Origin of the sequence: Frateuria sp. GZRe12 (genome assembly GCF_051900535.1) — a bacterium.
Taxonomy (GTDB): domain Bacteria; phylum Pseudomonadota; class Gammaproteobacteria; order Xanthomonadales; family Rhodanobacteraceae; genus Frateuria_A.
The window spans coordinates 392,689-410,845 of the sequence record NZ_JBHZGI010000002.1; the positions used below are offsets into that span (position 1 = coordinate 392,689).

At 69.5% G+C, this 18,157-nt stretch carries 17 protein-coding genes; 2 read left to right on the top strand and 15 right to left on the bottom strand.

Annotated features, from left to right (window positions below; all coding sequences use genetic code 11):
• Positions 1-34 precede the first annotated feature (34 nt).
• Together ACFWZ4_RS07565 and ACFWZ4_RS07570 are read left to right on the top strand one after the other, a co-directional pair.
• Positions 35-1,093: a catalase family peroxidase gene (locus ACFWZ4_RS07565; protein ID WP_439704109.1), complete on the top strand. Its 1,059-nt coding sequence runs from the start codon at positions 35-37 to the stop codon at positions 1,091-1,093.
• Entirely contained in the window at positions 1,090-1,653 is a 564-nt protein-coding gene (locus ACFWZ4_RS07570) for a cytochrome b (protein WP_439704110.1), read from the top strand. The genes ACFWZ4_RS07565 and ACFWZ4_RS07570 overlap by 4 nt, the downstream gene beginning before the upstream one ends.
• 71 nt (positions 1,654-1,724) lie before the next feature.
• On the opposite strand, the gene ACFWZ4_RS07575 is transcribed toward ACFWZ4_RS07570, so the two are convergent.
• The 15 genes from ACFWZ4_RS07575 to ACFWZ4_RS07645 form a co-directional block, all read right to left on the bottom strand.
• Positions 1,725-2,687 carry a sensor domain-containing diguanylate cyclase gene (locus ACFWZ4_RS07575; protein WP_439704111.1) on the bottom strand — a complete coding sequence of 321 codons (963 nt, stop codon included), beginning with the start codon at positions 2,685-2,687 and terminating at the stop codon, positions 1,725-1,727.
• A gap of 118 nt (positions 2,688-2,805) precedes the next feature.
• Positions 2,806-3,132, bottom strand: a complete 327-nt coding sequence (locus tag ACFWZ4_RS07580) for a cytochrome C oxidase subunit IV family protein (RefSeq protein WP_439704112.1) — start codon at positions 3,130-3,132, stop codon at positions 2,806-2,808.
• On the bottom strand, positions 3,129-3,776 hold the full coding sequence (locus tag ACFWZ4_RS07585) for a cytochrome c oxidase subunit 3 family protein (protein ID WP_231322785.1): 648 nt from the start codon (positions 3,774-3,776) through the stop codon (positions 3,129-3,131). Before ACFWZ4_RS07585 ends, ACFWZ4_RS07580 begins: the two co-directional genes overlap by 4 nt.
• Positions 3,773-5,371 carry a cytochrome c oxidase subunit I gene (gene ctaD, locus ACFWZ4_RS07590; protein WP_439704113.1) on the bottom strand — a complete coding sequence of 533 codons (1,599 nt, stop codon included), beginning with the start codon at positions 5,369-5,371 and terminating at the stop codon, positions 3,773-3,775. Before ctaD ends, ACFWZ4_RS07585 begins: the two co-directional genes overlap by 4 nt.
• Positions 5,358-6,290 (bottom strand): cytochrome c oxidase subunit II, encoded by a 933-nt coding sequence (gene coxB, locus ACFWZ4_RS07595; protein WP_439704114.1) that lies wholly within the window; start codon positions 6,288-6,290, stop codon positions 5,358-5,360. The genes ctaD and coxB overlap by 14 nt, the downstream gene beginning before the upstream one ends.
• Complete coding sequence (locus ACFWZ4_RS07600) at positions 6,287-7,054, bottom strand: SCO family protein (RefSeq protein WP_439704115.1); 768 nt, start codon at positions 7,052-7,054, stop codon at positions 6,287-6,289. Before ACFWZ4_RS07600 ends, coxB begins: the two co-directional genes overlap by 4 nt.
• A gap of 92 nt (positions 7,055-7,146) precedes the next feature.
• Positions 7,147-7,509 carry a hypothetical protein gene (locus ACFWZ4_RS07605; RefSeq protein ID WP_439704116.1) on the bottom strand — a complete coding sequence of 121 codons (363 nt, stop codon included), beginning with the start codon at positions 7,507-7,509 and terminating at the stop codon, positions 7,147-7,149.
• Positions 7,506-8,585, bottom strand: a complete 1,080-nt coding sequence (locus tag ACFWZ4_RS07610) for a hypothetical protein (RefSeq protein WP_439704117.1) — start codon at positions 8,583-8,585, stop codon at positions 7,506-7,508. Before ACFWZ4_RS07610 ends, ACFWZ4_RS07605 begins: the two co-directional genes overlap by 4 nt.
• Positions 8,582-9,178 carry a c-type cytochrome gene (locus tag ACFWZ4_RS07615; RefSeq protein WP_439704118.1) on the bottom strand — a complete coding sequence of 199 codons (597 nt, stop codon included), beginning with the start codon at positions 9,176-9,178 and terminating at the stop codon, positions 8,582-8,584. Before ACFWZ4_RS07615 ends, ACFWZ4_RS07610 begins: the two co-directional genes overlap by 4 nt.
• Positions 9,179-9,312: 134 nt before the next feature.
• The gene (locus ACFWZ4_RS07620; RefSeq protein ID WP_439704119.1) at positions 9,313-9,864 is read right to left on the bottom strand and encodes a DUF3341 domain-containing protein; all 552 of its coding nucleotides are present in this window, start codon (positions 9,862-9,864) and stop codon (positions 9,313-9,315) included.
• A complete protein-coding gene (gene nrfD, locus ACFWZ4_RS07625) occupies positions 9,861-11,204 on the bottom strand; it encodes an NrfD/PsrC family molybdoenzyme membrane anchor subunit (RefSeq protein ID WP_439704120.1) in 1,344 nt (447 codons plus the stop codon). Before nrfD ends, ACFWZ4_RS07620 begins: the two co-directional genes overlap by 4 nt.
• Positions 11,205-11,295: 91 nt before the next feature.
• Complete coding sequence (locus ACFWZ4_RS07630; RefSeq protein WP_439704121.1) at positions 11,296-14,214, bottom strand: TAT-variant-translocated molybdopterin oxidoreductase; 2,919 nt, start codon at positions 14,212-14,214, stop codon at positions 11,296-11,298.
• 22 nt (positions 14,215-14,236) lie between these two features.
• A complete protein-coding gene (locus tag ACFWZ4_RS07635; protein ID WP_439704122.1) occupies positions 14,237-14,884 on the bottom strand; it encodes a cytochrome c3 family protein in 648 nt (215 codons plus the stop codon).
• A 213-nt stretch (positions 14,885-15,097) separates the two neighbouring features.
• Entirely contained in the window at positions 15,098-16,408 is a 1,311-nt protein-coding gene (locus ACFWZ4_RS07640) for a c-type cytochrome (RefSeq protein WP_439704123.1), read from the bottom strand.
• A complete protein-coding gene (locus ACFWZ4_RS07645; protein WP_439704124.1) occupies positions 16,405-18,153 on the bottom strand; it encodes a GMC family oxidoreductase in 1,749 nt (582 codons plus the stop codon). Before ACFWZ4_RS07645 ends, ACFWZ4_RS07640 begins: the two co-directional genes overlap by 4 nt.
• Between the last annotated feature and the right edge of the window lie 4 nt (positions 18,154-18,157).

Genomic DNA, 18,157 nt, shown 5'->3' on the forward strand with positions numbered 1-18,157 from the left:
ATCACCACACGGCCGAGGGCCGGGAGCATCCTCCATGAAAATCCGTTTCAGACAGGCCGCGCCTTGGGCGCTGATGGGCGGCTTGGCGGCCGTCACCGTGGCCGCGTTCGGTTACGTCGGCGGCTGGCTGGCACCGCACCGGCTCACCCCGCAGCGCCTGGTCGATACCCTGCAGGACAACGCCGGCCTGCACCCGGGCTACCGCCGCAACCACGCCAAGGGCGTGTGCGTGGCCGGATGGTTCGAGGGCAACGGCGCGGCGAGCGCGTATTCGACCGCGGCGGTGTTCGCGCGCGGCCGCACGCCGGTGGTCGGCCGCTTCGCCATTCCCGGCGGGAACCCATACGCGCCCGACGGCAGCGTGCCGATCCGCAGCATGGCGCTGCGCTTCAACCTGCCGGACGGCGAGCAATGGCGCACCGGCATGAACGCAATGCCGGTGTTCCCGGTGTCCACGCCGCAGGCGTTCTACGAACAGGCACTGGCGGGACGGCCCGATCCGGCCACCGGCAAGCCCGATCCGGCGAAGCTCGCCGCGTTCTTCGCCGCACATCCCGAAACCGCCGCGTTCCGCGCCTGGGCAAAACACGCGAAGCCGTCGGCCAGCTACGTGACCGAGCGCTACGACAGCATCAACGCGTTCTACCTGGTCGATGCGCAAGGACATCGTCGCGCGGTGCGCTGGGCGATGGTGCCCCAGGCCGCCGATGGGCGCCCGGGACCGGCCGGCGATGCCGACTACCTCGCCCGCGACCTGGACCAGCGCCTGGCCCGGGGACCACAGCGATGGACCTTGCGGCTGACCTTCGCCGCGCCCAATGACCCCGTCGACGACGCCGCGCGCGTCTGGCCGGCCGACCGCCCCGCGGTGGACGCCGGCACGCTGGTGATCGAGCGCATGCAGGCGCAGGACAGCGGCGCATGCCGCGACGTCAATTACGACCCGACGGTGCTGCCGGCCGGCATCGAGCCTTCGGCCGATCCCCTGCTGGCCGCGCGCTCGGCCGCGTATGCCGACTCCTACCTGCGCCGTACCGCCGAGGAGGCGCACCTGCCCGGCAGCGCGCGTCCTGCCGCGGAGGCCACCCGATGAACACGCCGACCACCTTCCATCCGCTCGCGCGGCTGCTGCACTGGACGATGGCCACGATGATCGTGGCGATGCTGTTCATCGGCGCTGGCATGGTCGCCACCGTGTCGCAAAAGCACGGCTGGTTGCTGGCGATCCACAAGCCGCTGGGCATCGCGATCCTGCTGCTGGCGATCGCGCGCCTGGCGTTGCGCTTGCGCCATCGTCCCCCGCCGCTGCCGGCGGATCTCCCGCTGTGGCAACGGCTCGCGGCGCTGGCCTCGCACTGGCTGCTGTACGCGCTGATGCTGGCGCTGCCGCTGCTTGGCTGGGGGATGCTGTCGGCCGGCGGCTACCCGGTGATGCTGGGCGACGCGCGGCGGCTGCCTGCGATCCTGCCGGAGAACGCCGCGTTGTTCGCCTGGCTGCGCGAAGCGCACCGCTACCTCGCCTGGCTGCTGTTCCTCACCTTCGTGGCGCACATGAGCGCGGGGCTATACCACGGGCTGATCCGCCGCGACGGCGTGCTGGCGTCGATGCTGCCGAGCCGTCGCGGCAAGGCGCCGATGACGACCGGGGACTGACGCTTCCGCGGCACCCGTAAGGTGGGTTTCATCCCGCCGCGGCGGACGTGGCCACATGGCCGACGCTCGCCCTACGAAAGGCGGTGCCGGCCGCGCTTGGCGTCGAGCATCAGCAGGTCCGCCTCGCGGTAGGCCTCGCCCAGGTCCCGGTCGGGGCCGCGCCAGCTGTAGCCGAGCGTGGCGGCGACGCCGGCGGAGCGCAGCGCCTGTTCGATGCGGGCAGCCTGGCGTGCCAGTTCGGTGGGGCCCACGTCCAGGATCAGCACCACGAACTCGTCGCCGCCCAGACGCGCCACCACGTCCACCGCGCGCACGGCGCGGGTGATTTCTGTCGCGGCGCGCTGGATGAGCTCGTCACCCGCGGCGTGGCCCTGGCTGTCGTTGGTCTGCTTGAGGCGATCCAGGTCGACCACCACCACGCCGGCGGTGGTGTGTTCGTCGCGGCAGCGCTGCTCCTCCAGCGCGAGCAGTTCGCGCCAGCCGCGGCGGTTGAAGATGCCGGTCATCGGGTCGGTCATCGCTTCCAGCTCGGCGCGCTCGGCGCGGCGGCGGGCTTCCTTGAGATCGACGTCGTGGCACCAGAGCGTGGCGAGCATCTGCGCGCACAGCTGCACGATCGGCAGCCAGCGCTCCACGTCCACCGATACCGGCTGCGGATCGATGCCGCACAGGGTGCCGATCGCGCCATGGTCCAGATGCACGGGCACGCCCAGGTACGCGGCGATGCCGCAGCTGGCGATCGGCGCGGCGGCGTACGGCGCGTGGGCGCTGATGTCGGGCACCACGCAGGGGCCGCCGCGCACCATTCGCGCGCAGATGGAGTCCGCCCACTTGAGGGCGTCGCCGCTGCGCACGCCGAAGCAGTCGTCGGACGCCGCCAGCACCAGCCAGTCCTCGCCCTGGACGCGGGTGAAATACCAGGCGCCGACGCCGGTTCGCTCGCGCAGCATCGACAGGCAGGCCTGCGCCGCCTCGCGAAAACCGCCGAACGCTGGCAGCGGCGGGAATGACAGGGTTTCGGGCGGCGTGCTCATGGGCGGAACGATGACAGGACCAGTCGCGGAAGCGGGGGTCACGATGCCTGCCACGATGGTGCCAGCATGCCGATGAATCGCCCCTGCGCGTGGAAAAGCAGAATCCATGCCACGCCTCCTACCAGGGCGCCAGCAGCGGGGTGCGGGTCAGCACGTCGGCCAGCGACAGCGCGATCATCACCGCCAGCCACGCAAACCCGACGCCGGCGACGATCCGCAGCAGCGCGTTGTCGGTTTTCAGTCGCATGAAGATGGTCAGCACCAGCAAGGCCTTGGCCACCGCGATGCCCAGGTTGGCCACGGTGTTGAAGGGGCCGAGCTCGAGCAGCGCGCTGCCGGCGCTTAAGGCCAGCAGCACCAGCAGTGCGAGCAGCGTCCACAGGTTGCTGCCCAGTGTGGGGGGCCGCGGGCCGCTGCGGTGGGTGCGTTGCGGACGCGCGTTCATCCGGCCCTCCCGACCAGGTAGATCACCGGGTAGACGAAGATCCACACGATGTCGACCAGGTGCCAGTACAGCGCGGTCAGTTCCAGCGGCGTGTGGTAGTCGGCATCGTAGGCGCCATGCCAGGTGCGCCACGCCATCACGCCCATCAGCACCACGCCGATGGCCACGTGGATGCTGTGGAAGCCGGTGATGAAGTAGTACAGGCAATAGAAGATCGCCATGCCGTGCGCGTACACGCCCTGCTGCGTGTAGCGGATGCCCGGGATCAATCCCTCCTGGTACTCGGCGGCGTACTCGAAGCCGTGCATCACCAGGAAGCCGATGCCCAGCAGCGCGGTGAGGCCCAGCAACGCCGTGGCCAGCCGGCGGCCGCCCAGCTGTACCTCGCGCACCGACAGCGCCACCGCGCAGCTGCTGGTCAGCAGCACGGCGGTCTCGATCGTGCCCAGCAGCATGTCGGTGTGCCGGCTGGCTTCGGCGAAGGCTTCGGGGAAGCGCACGCGGCACAGCGTGTAGCCGGCGAACAGCACGCCGAAGAACAGGATCTCGGTGGCCAGGAATGCCCACATGCCCAGCGTCGCGGCCTCGCGCTGCTGCACGGGGTCGTCGAACTGTTCGGGCACGGGATGGAGTCGGGCGTTCATCGGCGGTAGGCGTAGGGGCCTTCGGTGACGAGCGGGGTTTCGTCGAAGTTGTGCGGCGGCGGCGGCGAGCTGGTCTGCCATTCCAGCCCGGTCGCGTCCCAAGGGTTCGGACCGGCCCGTTCGCCGTGGCGCAGCGACCAGGCGAGATAGAGCAGCGGCAGCAGGTAGGCCACGCCGAGGATCGTCGCGCCGGCCGAGGAGAGGACGTTCCACACCTGGAACTGCGGCAGGTACTCGTGGTAGCGCCGCGGCATGCCTTCCCAGCCGAGGATGTACTGCGGGAAGAAAGTGAGGTTGAAGCCGAAGAACATCAGGATCGCGGCGAAGCGCGCCCAGGCCTCCGAATACAGCCGCCCGGTGATCTTGGGCCACCAGTAGTGGATGCCGCCCAGGTAGGCCATCACCGCGCCGCCGACCATGATGTAGTGGAAGTGCGCCACCACGAAGTAGGTGTCGGTGAGGTTCACGTCCAGCGCGGTGGCCGCCAGGAACAGGCCGGTCAGCCCGCCCAGCATGAACAGCCCGACGAAGCCCAGTGCGTAGAGCATCGGCGCGTCGAAGCTGATGTCGCCCTTGTACAGCGTGGCGGTCCAGTTGAAGACCTTGATCGCCGAGGGCACCGCGATGATGAAGGAGAGGATCGAGAACACGATGCTCGCGTACATCGACTGCCCCGCCACGAACATATGGTGCCCCCACACCAGGAAGCCGACCACCGCGATGCCGATGATCGCGTAGACCATGAACTTGTAGCCGAAGATGCGCCGGCGCGCGCCGTGGGTGATCAGTTCGCTGACCAGCCCCATGCCGGGCAGGATCATGATGTACACGGCCGGGTGCGAGTAGAACCAGAAGAAGTGCTGGAACAGCACCGGATCGCCGCCCAGCGCCGGATCGAAGATGCCGACGCCGAACAACCGCTCCAGTCCGATCAGCGCCAGCGTCATCGCCAGCACGGGCGTGGCCAGGATCATGACCAGCGCCACCGCGTACATCGACCACACGAACAGCGGCAGCCGCATCCAGGTCATGCCCGGCGCGCGCAGCGTGTGCACGGTGACGATGAAGTTGAGGCCGGTGAAGATCGAGGAGAAGCCCACGATGAACACGCCGACCACCGCCATCATCACGTGCGAGTTGGAGAACATCGTCGAGAAGGGCGTGTAGAAGGTCCAGCCGGTGTCCACGCCGCCCAGCAGCAGGCAGGCCAGGGTGAACACGCCGCCGCCCATGTACAGGTACCAGCTGAAGAGGTTCAGCCGCGGGAAGGCCACGTCGCGCGCGCCGATCATCAGCGGCAGTAGGAAGTTGCCCAGCGTGGCGGGGATCGAGGGGATCAGGAAGAACCAGACCATCACCACGCCGTGGAAGGTGAACGCCTTGTTGTAGGTTTCCGCGCTCACTAGGTCGCCGGCGGGCGTGACCAGCTCCCAGCGGATCAGCGCGGCGGCGAGGCCGCCGAGGAAGAAGAAGAAGGTGATGCCGATGCCGTACAGGACAGCGATGCGCTTGTGGTCGTGGGTCGTCAGCCACGATCGCAAACCGAAGCCTTCCTCCAGGTAACTGCGCGGCGTCGGCAGCTCAACGGTGCTCATCGGTGTCCTCCGCCGCGTGGGTGCGGGTCTTCAGGTAGGCCACCAGGGCCAGCACGTCCTCCTCGCCGATGCGGCCCTCGAAGCTGGGCATGATCGGCGCGTAGCCGGCGGCGACCTGCTTCTTCGGCAGCAGGATCGCGTCGTGCAGGTAGCGCTCGTCGGCCAGCACCTGCGAGCCGTCGGCCAGCGGCACGGTGCGGCCGTAGAGGTCGTAGAGATCGGGCGCGTGCACGCCCGACTGCGGATCGTGGCAGCCGCTGCAGCCGAGCTGCCGGAACAGGTCCGCGCCTTGCGCGGCCAGGCCGGTGCCCTGGTGCGCCTGCAGCCAGCGCGCGTAGTCGGAGGGCGCCATCACGACGACGCGCCCGCGCATGCGCGAGTGGTCGGTGCCGCAGAACTCGGCGCAGAAGAGGTGGTAGGTGCCCGCTTCGGTGGCGGTGAACCACAGCTGCGTGTAGCGGCCCGGCAGCACGTCCTGCTTCACGCGGAAGGCCGGCACGTAGAAGCTGTGGATCACGTCCTGCGAGGTCATCACCAGGCGGATCGGCTGGCCTACCGGCACGTGCAGCTGGTCGATCTCGCGCGCACCATCCGGATGCTGCACCTTCCACATCCACTGCTTGGCGACCACGTAGACCGGCTGGGCGTCCTTCGGTGGCGTGCGCATGCGGATCCACAAATGCACGCTCCAGCCGAAGATGCCCATGAACAGGAAGAAGGGCACCAGCGTCCAGGTCAGTTCCACGCCAAGGTGCTGATGCGCCGGCGTGCGCACCGCGTCGGTGCCGTGGCGGTACTTCACGCAGAACACGATCATCAGCGTGAATACGCCGACGACCACCAGGCCGCACAACAGCAGCAACGCGTCGAACAGATGGTCGACGTTCGGCGCGAAGGAGGACGCCTGCGGCAGCATCATGCGCGCCCCCTCGCCTTCAGCCAGGCCAGCCAGCCGGCCAGTGCCAGCGCGAAGGCCACGCCCAGCACCTGCATGGTGCGGCCGATCGCCAGGCTGTAGCGGCCGGTGGTCGGGTCGTAACCGCAGCACAACAGCACCAGGTGATCGATCAGCGTGCCCAGCTGCCCGCGCGAGGCGCTGACCAGCGCCAGCCGCAACGAAGCCGGCGGCCAGGACACGCCGAAGAAGTACTGCGCGACCGTGCCATCCGGCGTGATCGCCACCAGGCCGGCGGCGTGGGCGTACTGGTGCAGGTGGTCGTCGTAGAAGTAGCGGAAGCCGATGGAATGCGAGAGCGCGGCGATGCTGCCCGGGTCGCCAGTAAGGAAGTGCCAGTGCCGCACGTGGGCGTCCGCGTGCATCCGCGCGAGCATCGCCTGCGCCTGGCGTGCGTCCGCCGGCGTTTCGGCCGGATCGATGCTGACGAAGGCCACCTCGAAATCGCGGCCGGGCTGCAGGTCGAGCCTGGACAGTGTGTGCGCCATGCCGTTCAGCACCACGTCGCAGAGGTTGGGGCAGCGGTAGTAGCCCAGCGCGAGCAGCAGCGGCTTGCCCCGGGCGAGCGTGCCCAGGTCGACGGACCTGTCGTCGGCGTCCTGGAAGCGCGCGTCGAGGGGGACATGGGCGCCCAGGCGCTGGTCGAAGCCGGCGCGCTGGGCGAGGTCAGGGGGTGGTGGCGGCGCCTGCGTGGCCCACGCCACGGGCATCCACAGAAGGAAGAGCATGGCCAACCGCAAGAGTGCACCTCGTGCGCGGCCGCCAGGCACGATCGGGGCGCGCGGTCGCGCACAAGCGGCACTTCTGCAAGGCATCGACGTCATCGCGGACGCTCCGTGGAGGAAGCCGGCACCGGCCCACCCTGCCCGGCCGCGACCATCGCCATGGCTCGCCTGATGGGAATCCGCGCCACCGTGTGCGCCTTGTCCGCCCACATATAGCCGTCCAGACGCGACCGCTGCAGCGCGCGCTCGGCGGCGATGTCGGCGGCCGGGTCGGGTTGCAACCGTGGCTGTGGGGGAATCGGCTGGGCCGGCGGCTCGCCCGCGGTCAGCACCGGCCGCGCCCACGCGTAGACCAGCAGCACGATCGCGAGCAGGCTGAGCGCCAGGATCGCCGCCGCCCAGTGCAGCACGCCGGCCGCCACCAGGTAGGACTCGTGCGAATCGGGTTCACGGCTCATGGCCTGACCTCCAGCGCCGCGCGCCGTTGCGCGCCGTAACCCAGCCACCAGAGCCCGCCGATGCCGATCCACGCCAGCGGGTCGCTCCAGGCCAGCGCGTGGTCGCGCAGGCCGGGCAGCACCAGCCAGGCGACATAGCCGACCTGGGCGAGGAACAGCCACAGCGCCACGCCGGCCAGCCAGGCCACGCGCTGCTTGGCGTTGCGCGAGAGCAGCACGGCGAACGGCAGCGCCAGGTGGAACAGCACCAGGAACGCACCGAGCCAGCGCCAGGCGGTCTTCACCCGGGGCAGGTACCACACCGTTTCGGACGGCAGGTCGGCGATCCATGCGGTGAGGTAGTCCATGAAGACCAGGTAGCCCCAGGCGAGCACCAGCACCATCAGGATGCTGCCGAGGTCGTTCAGCCGTCTGGCCGTCCACGATGGTGCGGCGGCGTCGCGGCGCGTCACGCTGATCCACACGGCCAGCCCGGCCGCGGCCAACAGTTGCGCCGTGCCGATCAGGATGCCGAGCGTGGTCGAGTGCCAGCGCGGCACCAGCGACGCCACCCAGTCGATCGCCGCCACCGACACGGTCAGCGCGTAGAGGACCAGGCCCCCGGCGGCGAAGCGGCCAGCCGCGGGCGTGGCCAGCCGCCGTCGGATACCGTGCGCCAGCCACAGCCACAAGGCGAACACGACCACCGCGCGCACGAGGAAGAACGGCACGTCGAGCCACCAACGCTGGTGGTCGAGGTTTGGATCGGCCGCCTGCACGTCGGCCCAGGGAAAGAGCACCGCCACGCCGATCAACACCGGCAGCAGCAGCACCGCCATCAGCGGCAGGCGGCGGCTGGCCGCCAGCAAGGCAGGACGCAGCGCGAAGCCCCAGTCGCCGCCGGTCAGCGCGTGGATCAGCAGCAGGCCCACGCTACCCAGCGCCGGCGCCAGCCAGAACAGCCAGGCAAAGAGATAGGACAGCAACACCGCGCGAGGCGCGTGCAGCCCCAGCAGCAGGCAACCGACCAGCGCGAGGACGCCGGCCACCGCCGCGATGCCTTCCCCGCGCGACACCCTGAGCCATCGGCGGCTCATCGGCGCGCCTCCGCCGGCAGGCGCGCCAGGTCCTGTGGCGTGAGCCGATCGCGCGGGGCGTGCTGGGAGAGTTGCAGCGCACGGATGTAGGCCACGATCGCCCAGCGGTCGTGCGGACTGATGCGATCGGCATACGGGTACATCACGCCGTAGCCGTCGCTGATGACCTGGTAGAAATGGCTGTCCGGCGCGTTGCGCAGGCGGTCGGTGTGGTAACTAGGCGGCGCGGGGAAGCCGCGCCGGGCGATCATGCCGTCGCCGTTGCCCGAGCGACCGTGGCAGGGCGCGCAGTAGATGTCGAAGCGCTGCTGCCCGCGTTCGAGCAGCGTCATGGTTACCGGCAGCGGGTTGGCGTAGCGGCGCTCGTCGACGTCACCTTGCGCGAGGCTGCGGCCCTGCGCATCCAATGGCAGCGCCGGGCCGGGATCGGGCGCCAGCGTCATCTGCCCGTGGCGGCCGCTCGCGGTATCGGCCCCCGCCCCCTGCGCCATCGGCACGCTGCCCGGCGGCGGCGTGCGGGCGCTGTTGCCGTCGGCGAAGAGGGGACTGGGTTCGAGCGGTTTGTACTTGGGCTGCGCGTACATGTCGTGCATGGACTGCTCGCAGCCCCCCAGGAGCGATAGGACAAGCAGAAGCGCGGCTTTCGCTGCAGAAGCAGCCCTGGGCGCCACCGCGACATCGCGGTCGCGTCCAGGAGCGCTCCTGCGGGGGAAAAGCCGGTAGCGCTTCATCGCCCCACCCTCTCGATCGCCAGCGGCGCCAGCCGCGCGAGATCGTCGTGTGCCAGGGTCGCGTCGAAGCGCGGGTCGTCCGCAGGCAGCCACACGAAGAAGCCGTCGCGGCTGGCCGCCTCGAAGCACGGCACGTCGAACAGCGGATGGTTGAGCCGCGGCAGGCCGTTGGCGAAGAACAGGCCGACGACGCCGAACAGCGCGGCGAACAGGATGGTCATTTCCAATGCGGCCGGAATGAAGGCCGGCCAGCTGGCGTCCGGCCGGCCGCCGACGTTGATCGGGTAGTCGATCACCGAGGCGTACCACTCCAGCAGCAGCGTGCCGAGACCGCCGACCAGGCCACCGAGCAACACCAGCAGCGGGATGCGGTTGCGCATCGGCCCCAGCGCCTGGGCGAGGCCTTCGACCGGGTAGGGCGTGTAGGCCTCCAGCTGCGTGTAGCCGCGGCCGCGCAGTTCGCGCACCGCCATCAGCAGTGCCTCGGCATGGTCGAAGCGGGCCAGCCATCCCTGCTCGTGCAGCTGGTTCTGGAGCGGCCGGTTCATGCGCCCTTCCGTTCGAGTCGCGCGCGCAGCTTGCGCAGTTCGAACATCGGCAACAGCGGGAGCAACCGCACGAACAGCAGGAACAACAGGAAGAACAATCCGATCGACCCCGCCAGGAAGGCGATGTCCCACACGGTCGGATAGAACATGCCCCAGCTCGAGGGCAGGAAGTCGTGGTACAGGCTGCTGACGATGAGCAGAAAGCGCTCGAACCACATGCCGATGAGCACCAGCAGCGCGATCACGAACAGCGCCGCGTGGCTGCGCCGCACGCGCTCGAACCAGAGCGCCTGGATCGCCACGACGTTGCAGCCGATGATCGTCCAGTACACCCAGGCGTAGGCGCCGGTGAGCTCGGCCATGGCGTGCGCGATCTCGTAGCGGTCGCCGCTGTAGAACGCGTTGAACAGCTCCGAGGCGTAGCTGTAGTCGACGAAGAGGCCCGCCGCCAGCATCAGCTTGGCCAGGTTGGCGATGTGCCGCTCGGTGATGAAATCCCCCAGGCCGAAGAAGCGCCGCAGCGGAATGCCCAACACCAGCACCATGCCGAAACCGGAGAACAGGGCACCGGCGACGAAGAACGGCGGGAAGATCGTCGAGTGCCAGCCCGGCAGCAGTCCCTCGGAGAAATCCAGCGCGACCATCGAGTGCACCGAGAACACCAGCGGCACCGCCATCGCGGCGAGCAGCAGGTTGAGCGTCTCGAACCGCTGCCAGTGCCGCGCCTCGCCGCGCCAGCCGGCTGCGAGAAGCCCGTAGAACACCTGCTTGCCGCGCGTGGTGGCGCGGTCGCGCAAGGTGGCCAGGTCGGGGATCAGGCCGACGTAGAAGTAGAGCACCGAGACGATCAGGTAGGCGACGATCGCCGAGAAATCCCAGAACAGGGAGCTCTTCCACTGCGGCCACACGCCCATGCGATCGGGGTAAGGCGCGAGCCAGTAGAAGAACCACGGCCGGCCCAGGTGCAGGATCGGGAAGATGCCCGACACCGACACGGCGAACACGGTCATCGCCTCGGCGTAGCGGTTGAGCGCGTTGCGCCAGCCCTGGCGCGCCAGGTACAGGCCGCCGGAGATGAAGGTGCCGGCCATGCCGATGGCGATCCACCACACGTAGTCGGCGATGGCGAAGGACCACGCTACCGGGATATCCAGGCCCCAGATGCCGACGCCCTTCACCAGCAGCCACACGATGCCGACGCCCAGCCAGGCGGTGAGCACGAAGGAGAGCGCAAAGGCGAGCATCCACAGGCGGCCGGTGGGGCGCTCGAGCACGATGGCGCTGACCTTGTCGGTGATCGACGCGTGGGTTTCGCACGGGGCGAGCAGCGGCGTGGTCATGCCGACGCCCCCCGCGCCACCGATACCGCTCCCTCTCCCACCCGGGGAAAGGGAGTGGAGCCGAGGCGAGCGTGAGGTACGCCAAGCAAGCTCATGCGTCATCCTCCAGCGCCGGGTGCGGGTTGCGGATCGCGGCGAGGTAGGTTGTGCGCGGGCGGGTGTTGAGCTCCTCCAGCAGCGTGTAGTGACGGGGCGAGGCCTTCTGCCGGCTGACCGCGCTGGCGCTGTCCTGCTGGTCGCCGAAGACGATCGCCTGGGTGGGACATACCGCCTGGCAGGCGGTCAGCACCTCACCGTCGGCGATGCGCCGGCCGTCCTTGTCGGCGGCGATGTGCGCGGTCTCGATGCGTTGGATGCAGTAGGTGCATTTCTCCATCACGCCGCGGTTGCGCACGGTGACGTCCGGGTTGCGCTGCGCCTTCAGCGTTTCGGTGGTGAGGTCGCTGTACTGCAGGAAGTTGAAGCGACGCACCTTGTAGGGGCAGTTGTTGGAGCAGAAGCGCGTGCCCACGCAGCGGTTGTAGACCTGCACGTTGAGGCCTTCCGCATCGTGCACGGTCGCGCCGACCGGGCAGACCACCTCGCACGTCGCGTGCTCGCAGTGCATGCACGGCACCGGCTGGTGGTGAATGCGTGGCGCGCGCGCGTCGCCTTCGTAGTAGCGGTCGATGCGGATCCAGTGCATCTCGCGGCCGCGCCCGACTTCCTCCGCGCCGACCACGGGAATGTTGTTCTCCGCCTGGCAGGCGACGGTGCAGGCGCCGCAGCCGATGCAGGCGTTGAGGTCGACGCTCATGCCCCAGGCGTATTCGCCGGGCGGTCGGTCGGGGTAGAGGCTGGGCGGCGGCGTGCGTTCCTGCGCAAAAGCAGGGTCGTCGCGGTAGGCGTCGAGCGTGGCGACGCGCACGGGCGCGCGGCCTTCCATGGCGTGGTGGCGCTGGGTGGTGGCGAGCGCGTGGTTCGCGCCGGTGCGGTTGATGCGCAGGCCGTCGCAGCGCCATGGCGCATCCGCGCTGCGCAACGCATAGGCGTCGAAGCCCAGCTGCCCGCCTACGCGCCCGGCGTGGCGGCGGCCGTAGCCGAGGCAGACGGTGACGCTGCGTGCGGCCTGTCCCGGCATCACCCACACCGGCGCCTGGGTGTGGCGGCCGTCGATGCGCAGTTCCAGCGCGTCGCCGTTCTTGAGGTCATGCGCGAGCGCGAGCTCGGTGCTGACCAGCGCGACGTTGCTCCAGGTCAGCGTGGTGAGGGGCTTGGGCAGCTCCTGCAGCCAGCCATTGTTGGCGTAGCGGCCGTCCCACACGGTCGGATCGGGAGCGAACAGCAGTTCCAGGCCGGGCTCGTCGGCCGGCGGCGCCACCTGCGCGAGGAAGCCGCGGTCCACGCGCGGCTGTTGCGCGGGCGGCGCGCTATGCGGGATGACGCCCCCTTGCAGGATGGCCGTCCACGCCGCGGCGTCGGCCTGCCAGGTGGACTGCACGCGCGTGCGCGGGCTTTGCAAGTCGCCCATGAACATCGCCAGCAGTTCGTGCGCGCTGCGGCTGTCGTACAACGGCGCGATCACCGGCTGCACCACGCTGGCGGTGCCGTCGGCGGCGCGCAGGTCCGACCAGCTTTCCAGCGCATGCGTGCGCGGCAGGTGCCAGTGGCAGGCACGGGCGGTTTCGTCGCGGTAGAGGCCCAAGTGGATGCGGTGCGGCACCTTGGCCAGGTGCCGGGTGAACCCGGCATCGGCCGGCGTGGCGTAGGCCGGGTTGCCCTCGAGGATCAGCAGCGTGTCGACGCGGCCGGCGGCCATCGCCGCGGTGAGGTCGCGCAGGCCCTGCGCCGACGACTCCCACGGCTCGGGCGGCGCGTAGTACTCGACCGTGTGGCCGACGTTGCCGAGCGCCTCGTTGAGCAGGTGCGCGAGCGCGTGCACCCACGGCGGCTGCGTGCGTCCGGCGAGCACCAGCGAGCTGCCGTGCTGCGCGTCCAGGTCCTGCGCCAGCGCGCGCAGGCGGCGGGCGGACAGGCCGCTGGACTGCGTGGCGTGCACGTCCGGCATGCCGAGCAGCTCGCCCAGTTCCAGCGCGGCCATGCCGATGTGCGCCGAACCCAGCGCCCAGCGGTGGTCGGCCTTGGCGCCGGTGAGCGAGGGCGAGGCTTCCATCACGTATAGGCGGCTGAAGTCCTCCGACTGCGGGTCGCGGGCGCTGGTGAAGTCGCGTGCGTGGCGCAGGGAGCCGGGCATGGTGGCCAGGAAATCGGCCTCCAGCGCGAGAATCACCTGCGCGCGGTCGAAGTGGTAGCGCGGGCGCAATGGATCGCCGAAGGCCAGACGCGCGCCAGCCAGCGCGTTGTCTTCGTCGACCGCTTCGTACTGATGCCAGCGCGCGCCGGGGAAGCGTTGGAGCCAGGCCTCGCGCTGCGCCGCCAGTGTGGGGGAATCGATCCGGCCGCTCAGCACGTGCAGGCCGCGACCGTCGCGGGCGAAGCGCGCCGCGAGCGTGATGGCCTCCTCGCCGAACGCGTCCCAGCTGGCGGCCACGCCGTCGTGGACGGGGCTTTGCGAGCGGTCCGGGTCCCACAGCTCCAGCACGGCCGCCTGCATCGCCGGCGTGGTGGCGCCAAGGCTCGCCGGATGCGCGGGATTGCCTTCGATCTTGGTCGGTCGCCCCTGGTGGGTTTCCACCAGCACGCCGGCCACGTCGCCGGCGCAGGCCAGCGTGCTGGCGTAGAAGCGCGGCAACGCCGGCGGCATCCCGTCGGGCCGGCGCACCCACGGCACGATCTCTTCCTGCGGCGGACGGCTGCAGGCGCCCAGGCCCGCCAGTGCCAGCGAGGCGCCGAGCAGCTTGAGGAAGCCGCGGCGGTCGAGCATGGGTTCGAGCTGGGAGAGCTGCGGGAAGGCTTCGCGCAGGCGATTGCGCCACGCCGGTTGCTCGACGAGTTCCTCCAGTGCGCGCCAGTAGTGCGGGCCGCGACTGTCGGCCAGGCGCGTGCGCAGGGCGTCGAGCGCGCCGGTCATGCGGGGTCTCCCGGAAGAGCGCTCATCGATGGCATACCGAGCAGTCCGTCAGCCGGCGGGTGTCGATGTGGTAGCGCTTGACCAACGCCAGGCCGAGTTTTTCCTGGTCCCGTGCCTGCCACCCCATGGCAAATTCCTGCTCGCGCGGGCGCAGGTATTTCTGCGGCGCGCGGTGGCAGTCCAGGCACCACTCCATCGACAGCGATTTCGTGCGCATCGTCAGCGGCATGCGGTCGACACGACCATGGCAGCTCTCGCAGCCGACGCCCTTGGCGACATGGATGGAATGATTGAAGTAGACGAAGTCGGGCAGCTGATGGACGCGGTTCCAGTGCAATGCCATGCCGCGCCGCCAGCTTTCGACCACCGGCTGGAGCACGGACTGGTCGGTGTACAGCTGCGAGTGGCAGGTCATGCAGGTGGAGATCGGCGGCATGCCGGCGAAAGCAGAGGTCTCCACCGTGTCGTGGCAATAGCGGCAGTCGATGCCGTCGTCGCCGACATGGTGCTTGTGGCTGAAGGGAACGGGTTGTTCCACGGCCTCGCCGATGCGATGCGGTTCGCTGGTCAGCCCGCGCCAGGCCAGCACGGCGGCGCTGGCCAGGATCAGCACGGCCAACAGGGTGAGCTTGACGAACAAGCCGAAGCGCGGATGGAAGATCTGGGTCATCGCCCTCTCGTGGTGGTCCTTTCCGGCGAGCGTTCGATGCCAACCATCGCAGGGGTGGCGTGAAGCGCGCGCGGGTTTTTTTAGGTGCGCAGGCGCGAAGCGCCAACCTTCGCCTCCTCTCCCCGAGCGGGAGAGGGAGCAGGGCGCCTGAAACTCCCGCGAGCCCAACGGCTCACCCCCACCCTCTCCTCTCAGGAAGACGGGAGCACGGCGTCACGGCGATTCGCGCAAGGTCGCTCGCAGGTCTTCGACGTCGTCCGCATCCACGGCTCCGGCGTGATTGCCCCAGGCGTTGCGGATGTAGGTGGTGAGGTCGGCGATCTGTGCGTCGCTCAGGTGGTCGGCGAAGCCCTGCATCGCCAGGCCGGTGGGTTCGGCGGTAGTCCGGGGAATGCGTGCACCGTCGAGGATCACGCCGATCAGCGTGTCGGCGCTCGCGGCCTGCACGGCGGAGCTTTGCCGCAACGGCGGGAACGCGCCGATCTCGCCCTGGCCCTGCTTCAGGTGGCAACCGGCGCAGTTGTCCACGTAAAGCGCGGCGCCGCGATCGAGGGTGTTCTTGTCGACCGTGGCCACCGACGTGTCCTTGGGCGCCGGCAGGCTCTTCAGGTATACCGCGATCGCTTCCAGGTCGGGCTTGCTCAAGTATTGGGTCGACTGCTCGACGACTTCGGCCATGGGACCGGCGGCCGAGGTGCGGCTGTTCCGGCCGGTGCCCAGGTACTGCACGATGTCCTGCGTGGTCCAGCTGCCCAGCCCATCGCGGGCGCCACCGGCCAGGCTCGGCGCATAGGCGTTCTCGGCGTAGCCGCCCGTGGGCGGCTCGTCCATGTCGGTGGCGCCGGCGAGGTTCTTGTCACCGTGGCAGGCGCTGCAGTGGCCCAGGCCCTTGACCAGGTACGCGCCGCGGTTCCATTGCGCCGAGCGTTGGGGATCGAGCTGGTAGGTGCCGTCGTCGAAGTACATGCCGTTCCACATCGCCATCAGCGCGCGCTGGTCGAGCGGCCACGGCAACGCGTTGCGGCGGTGGATCTGGCGCACGGGCGTCAGCGTGTCGAGATAGGCCTTGATCGACAGCACGTCGTCGCGGCTCAGTCTGGTGTACCAGGGGTAGGGGAAGGCCGGATAGAGATGGTTGCCTTCGCGGTCGATGCCCTCGTGCATGGCACGGTAGAAGTCTTCGTCGGTCCAGCGGCCGATGCCGGTTTCCGGGTCCGGCGTGATGTTGCTGGAGTAGATGGTGCCGAAAGGCGTGGGGATGGCGCGGTCGCCGGCGAACGGCGTGCCGTTGGGTGCGGTGTGGCAGGCCTCGCAGTCGCCGGCGCGGACCAGGTAGCGGCCGCGCGAGATCTCGCTCCACGGGCCGGCGCTCATGCGCTCGCCGAGCTTGATCGCCGAGGGTGCGCCCGCGTCGCGGTCATGGCTGCAGGCGGCGCACAGCATGGCGAGCAGGAGCAGGGCCGCGAGCGCCAGGTTCCTGCGCAGGGTCCCCGCTTGCCGGGAACGGGTACGTGCCGCGCTCATGCCGTCACCAGCGGGCCGGGGTTCTTCAGGTACCGCTTCATCGCTTCGGCCGACCAGTAGGTCAGCGCGCCGACCGTGCCGGTCGGGTTGTAGCCGGCGTTCTGCGGGAACACGCTCGCGCCCATGACCCACAGGTTCGGCACGTCCCAGCTCTGCAGGTAGCGGTTGACCACCGAGGTCTTCGGGTCGTCGCCCATCACCGCGCCGCCGGTGTTGTGGGTGGTCTGGTAGGGCACGATCGAATACGGGCCCTGGCGCTTCTTCTCGTGGATGGTGGCCCCGGGGATCGCGCGACCGATCTGCGCGGCCTTGTCGGTAAGGAAGCCGGACATCTTCAGCTCGTTGGGCTGGAAGTCGAAGGTCAGGCGCAGCAGCGGGTTGCCGTAGGCGTCGCGCCAGGTCGGGTCCAGGTCGAGGTAGCTGTTGCGATAGCTCATCACGCTGCCGTGGGTGGCGATGGAACAGGCGGTGAGGTAGTTCTCGTGCATCGCCTTCTTCCAGCCCGCGCCCCACTTGGGCGCGTCCTCCGGCAGGTAGTGCTGCAGGATCGGCCGCCCGCCGGTGTTCCACAGCGCGACGTAGCCGCCGCCGACGAAACCGTGCGGGCCGTGGTCGAAGTTGTCGCCGTTGAACTCGTCGATCGCCTGGCCGAGCGCGCCGGCGCCCATGAACGGGTTCAACCGCTCCTTCTGGAACACGTCAACCGAGGAGGTGATCTGGTAGGCGTAGTTGCGCCCGACCACGCCGGTGTTGGAGATCGGGTCGTACGGCTGGCCGATCTTCGAGAGCAGCAGCAAATGCACGTTGTGCTGGGCGAACGCGCAGAGCACCACCATCTGTGCCGGCTGCTCGATCTCGTTGCCCTCGACGTCGACGTAGGTCACCCCGGTGGCGCGCTTGCCGGTCGAGTCGGTGTTGACGCGGGTGACGTTGCAGTGGGTGCGGAAGTGGAAGTTGTCCTTCTTCAGGAGCACCGGGAGGATGGTCGTCTGCGGGCTCGCCTTGGAGTAGTTGCCGCAGCCGAACCACTCGCAGTAGCCGCAGTAGGTGCACTGGCCCATCTGCACGCCCAGCGGATTGCGGTACGGACGCGAGGCGTTGGCGGCCGGGCACGGGAACGGCTTGAAGCCCACCTCGCGCGCGGCCTTGTCGAACAACACCGTGGAGGCACTGCGCTCCAGCGGCGGCAGCGGATAGCCGCGTTGCCGCGCGCCTTCGAACGGGTTGCCGCCGGCGACCAGCCGGCCGCCGACGTTACCGGCCTGGCCGGAGACGCCGCAGAGGTATTCGAAGCGGTCGTAGTGCGGTTCCAGTTCCTCGTAGGTCACGCCCCAGTCCTGCAGGTTCATGTCCGCGGGAATGAAGCCTTTGCCGTAGCGCTGCTCGGTGTGTGTGCGTATCAGGAAGTCCTGTGGCAGGAAGCGCCAGCACTGGCCGTTCCAGTGCACGCCCGCGCCGCCCACGCCCGCGGCCGGCAGGAACGAGCCCAGGTGGCGCATCGGCAGCGCGGTCTGACTGGCGTTGTTGCGGAAGGTCAGCGACTCGCGCTCGGGCGATTCGAAGATCTGCTTGCGCACCGCATAGCGCAGCTCGTCCTGGATGTGGTCGGTGGCGAAGTCGGGGACGGTGTCGCGCCAGGCGCCGCGCTCCAGCGCGAGCACCTGCACGCCGGCGTCGGTCAGTTCCTGCGCGATGATCGAAGCCGTCCAGCCGAAGCCGACCAGCACCACGTCTACCGGCGGCATCCGC

Excerpts from the sequence above, each read along its gene's own strand:
- ctaD (WP_439704113.1), bottom strand. The coding sequence starts at position 5,371 with ATGAGCACCGTTGAGCTGCCGACGCCGCGCAGTTACCTGGAGGAAGGC.
- ACFWZ4_RS07645 (WP_439704124.1), bottom strand. The coding sequence starts at position 18,153 with ATGCCGCCGGTAGACGTGGTGCTGGTCGGCTTCGGCTGGACGGCTTCG.
- ACFWZ4_RS07605 (WP_439704116.1), bottom strand. The coding sequence starts at position 7,509 with ATGAGCCGTGAACCCGATTCGCACGAGTCCTACCTGGTGGCGGCCGGC.
- ACFWZ4_RS07600 (WP_439704115.1), bottom strand. The coding sequence starts at position 7,054 with ATGCTCTTCCTTCTGTGGATGCCCGTGGCGTGGGCCACGCAGGCGCCG.
- ACFWZ4_RS07610 (WP_439704117.1), bottom strand. The coding sequence starts at position 8,585 with ATGAGCCGCCGATGGCTCAGGGTGTCGCGCGGGGAAGGCATCGCGGCG.
- ACFWZ4_RS07630 (WP_439704121.1), bottom strand. The coding sequence starts at position 14,214 with ATGACCGGCGCGCTCGACGCCCTGCGCACGCGCCTGGCCGACAGTCGC.
- ACFWZ4_RS07640 (WP_439704123.1), bottom strand. The coding sequence starts at position 16,408 with ATGAGCGCGGCACGTACCCGTTCCCGGCAAGCGGGGACCCTGCGCAGG.
- ACFWZ4_RS07580 (WP_439704112.1), bottom strand. The coding sequence starts at position 3,132 with ATGAACGCGCGTCCGCAACGCACCCACCGCAGCGGCCCGCGGCCCCCC.
- ACFWZ4_RS07585 (WP_231322785.1), bottom strand. The coding sequence starts at position 3,776 with ATGAACGCCCGACTCCATCCCGTGCCCGAACAGTTCGACGACCCCGTG.
- ACFWZ4_RS07565 (WP_439704109.1), top strand. The coding sequence starts at position 35 with ATGAAAATCCGTTTCAGACAGGCCGCGCCTTGGGCGCTGATGGGCGGC.
- ACFWZ4_RS07620 (WP_439704119.1), bottom strand. The coding sequence starts at position 9,864 with ATGAACCGGCCGCTCCAGAACCAGCTGCACGAGCAGGGATGGCTGGCC.
- ACFWZ4_RS07635 (WP_439704122.1), bottom strand. The coding sequence starts at position 14,884 with ATGACCCAGATCTTCCATCCGCGCTTCGGCTTGTTCGTCAAGCTCACC.
- nrfD (WP_439704120.1), bottom strand. The coding sequence starts at position 11,204 with ATGACCACGCCGCTGCTCGCCCCGTGCGAAACCCACGCGTCGATCACC.
- ACFWZ4_RS07615 (WP_439704118.1), bottom strand. The coding sequence starts at position 9,178 with ATGCACGACATGTACGCGCAGCCCAAGTACAAACCGCTCGAACCCAGT.
- coxB (WP_439704114.1), bottom strand. The coding sequence starts at position 6,290 with ATGATGCTGCCGCAGGCGTCCTCCTTCGCGCCGAACGTCGACCATCTG.
- ACFWZ4_RS07570 (WP_439704110.1), top strand. The coding sequence starts at position 1,090 with ATGAACACGCCGACCACCTTCCATCCGCTCGCGCGGCTGCTGCACTGG.
- ACFWZ4_RS07575 (WP_439704111.1), bottom strand. The coding sequence starts at position 2,687 with ATGAGCACGCCGCCCGAAACCCTGTCATTCCCGCCGCTGCCAGCGTTC.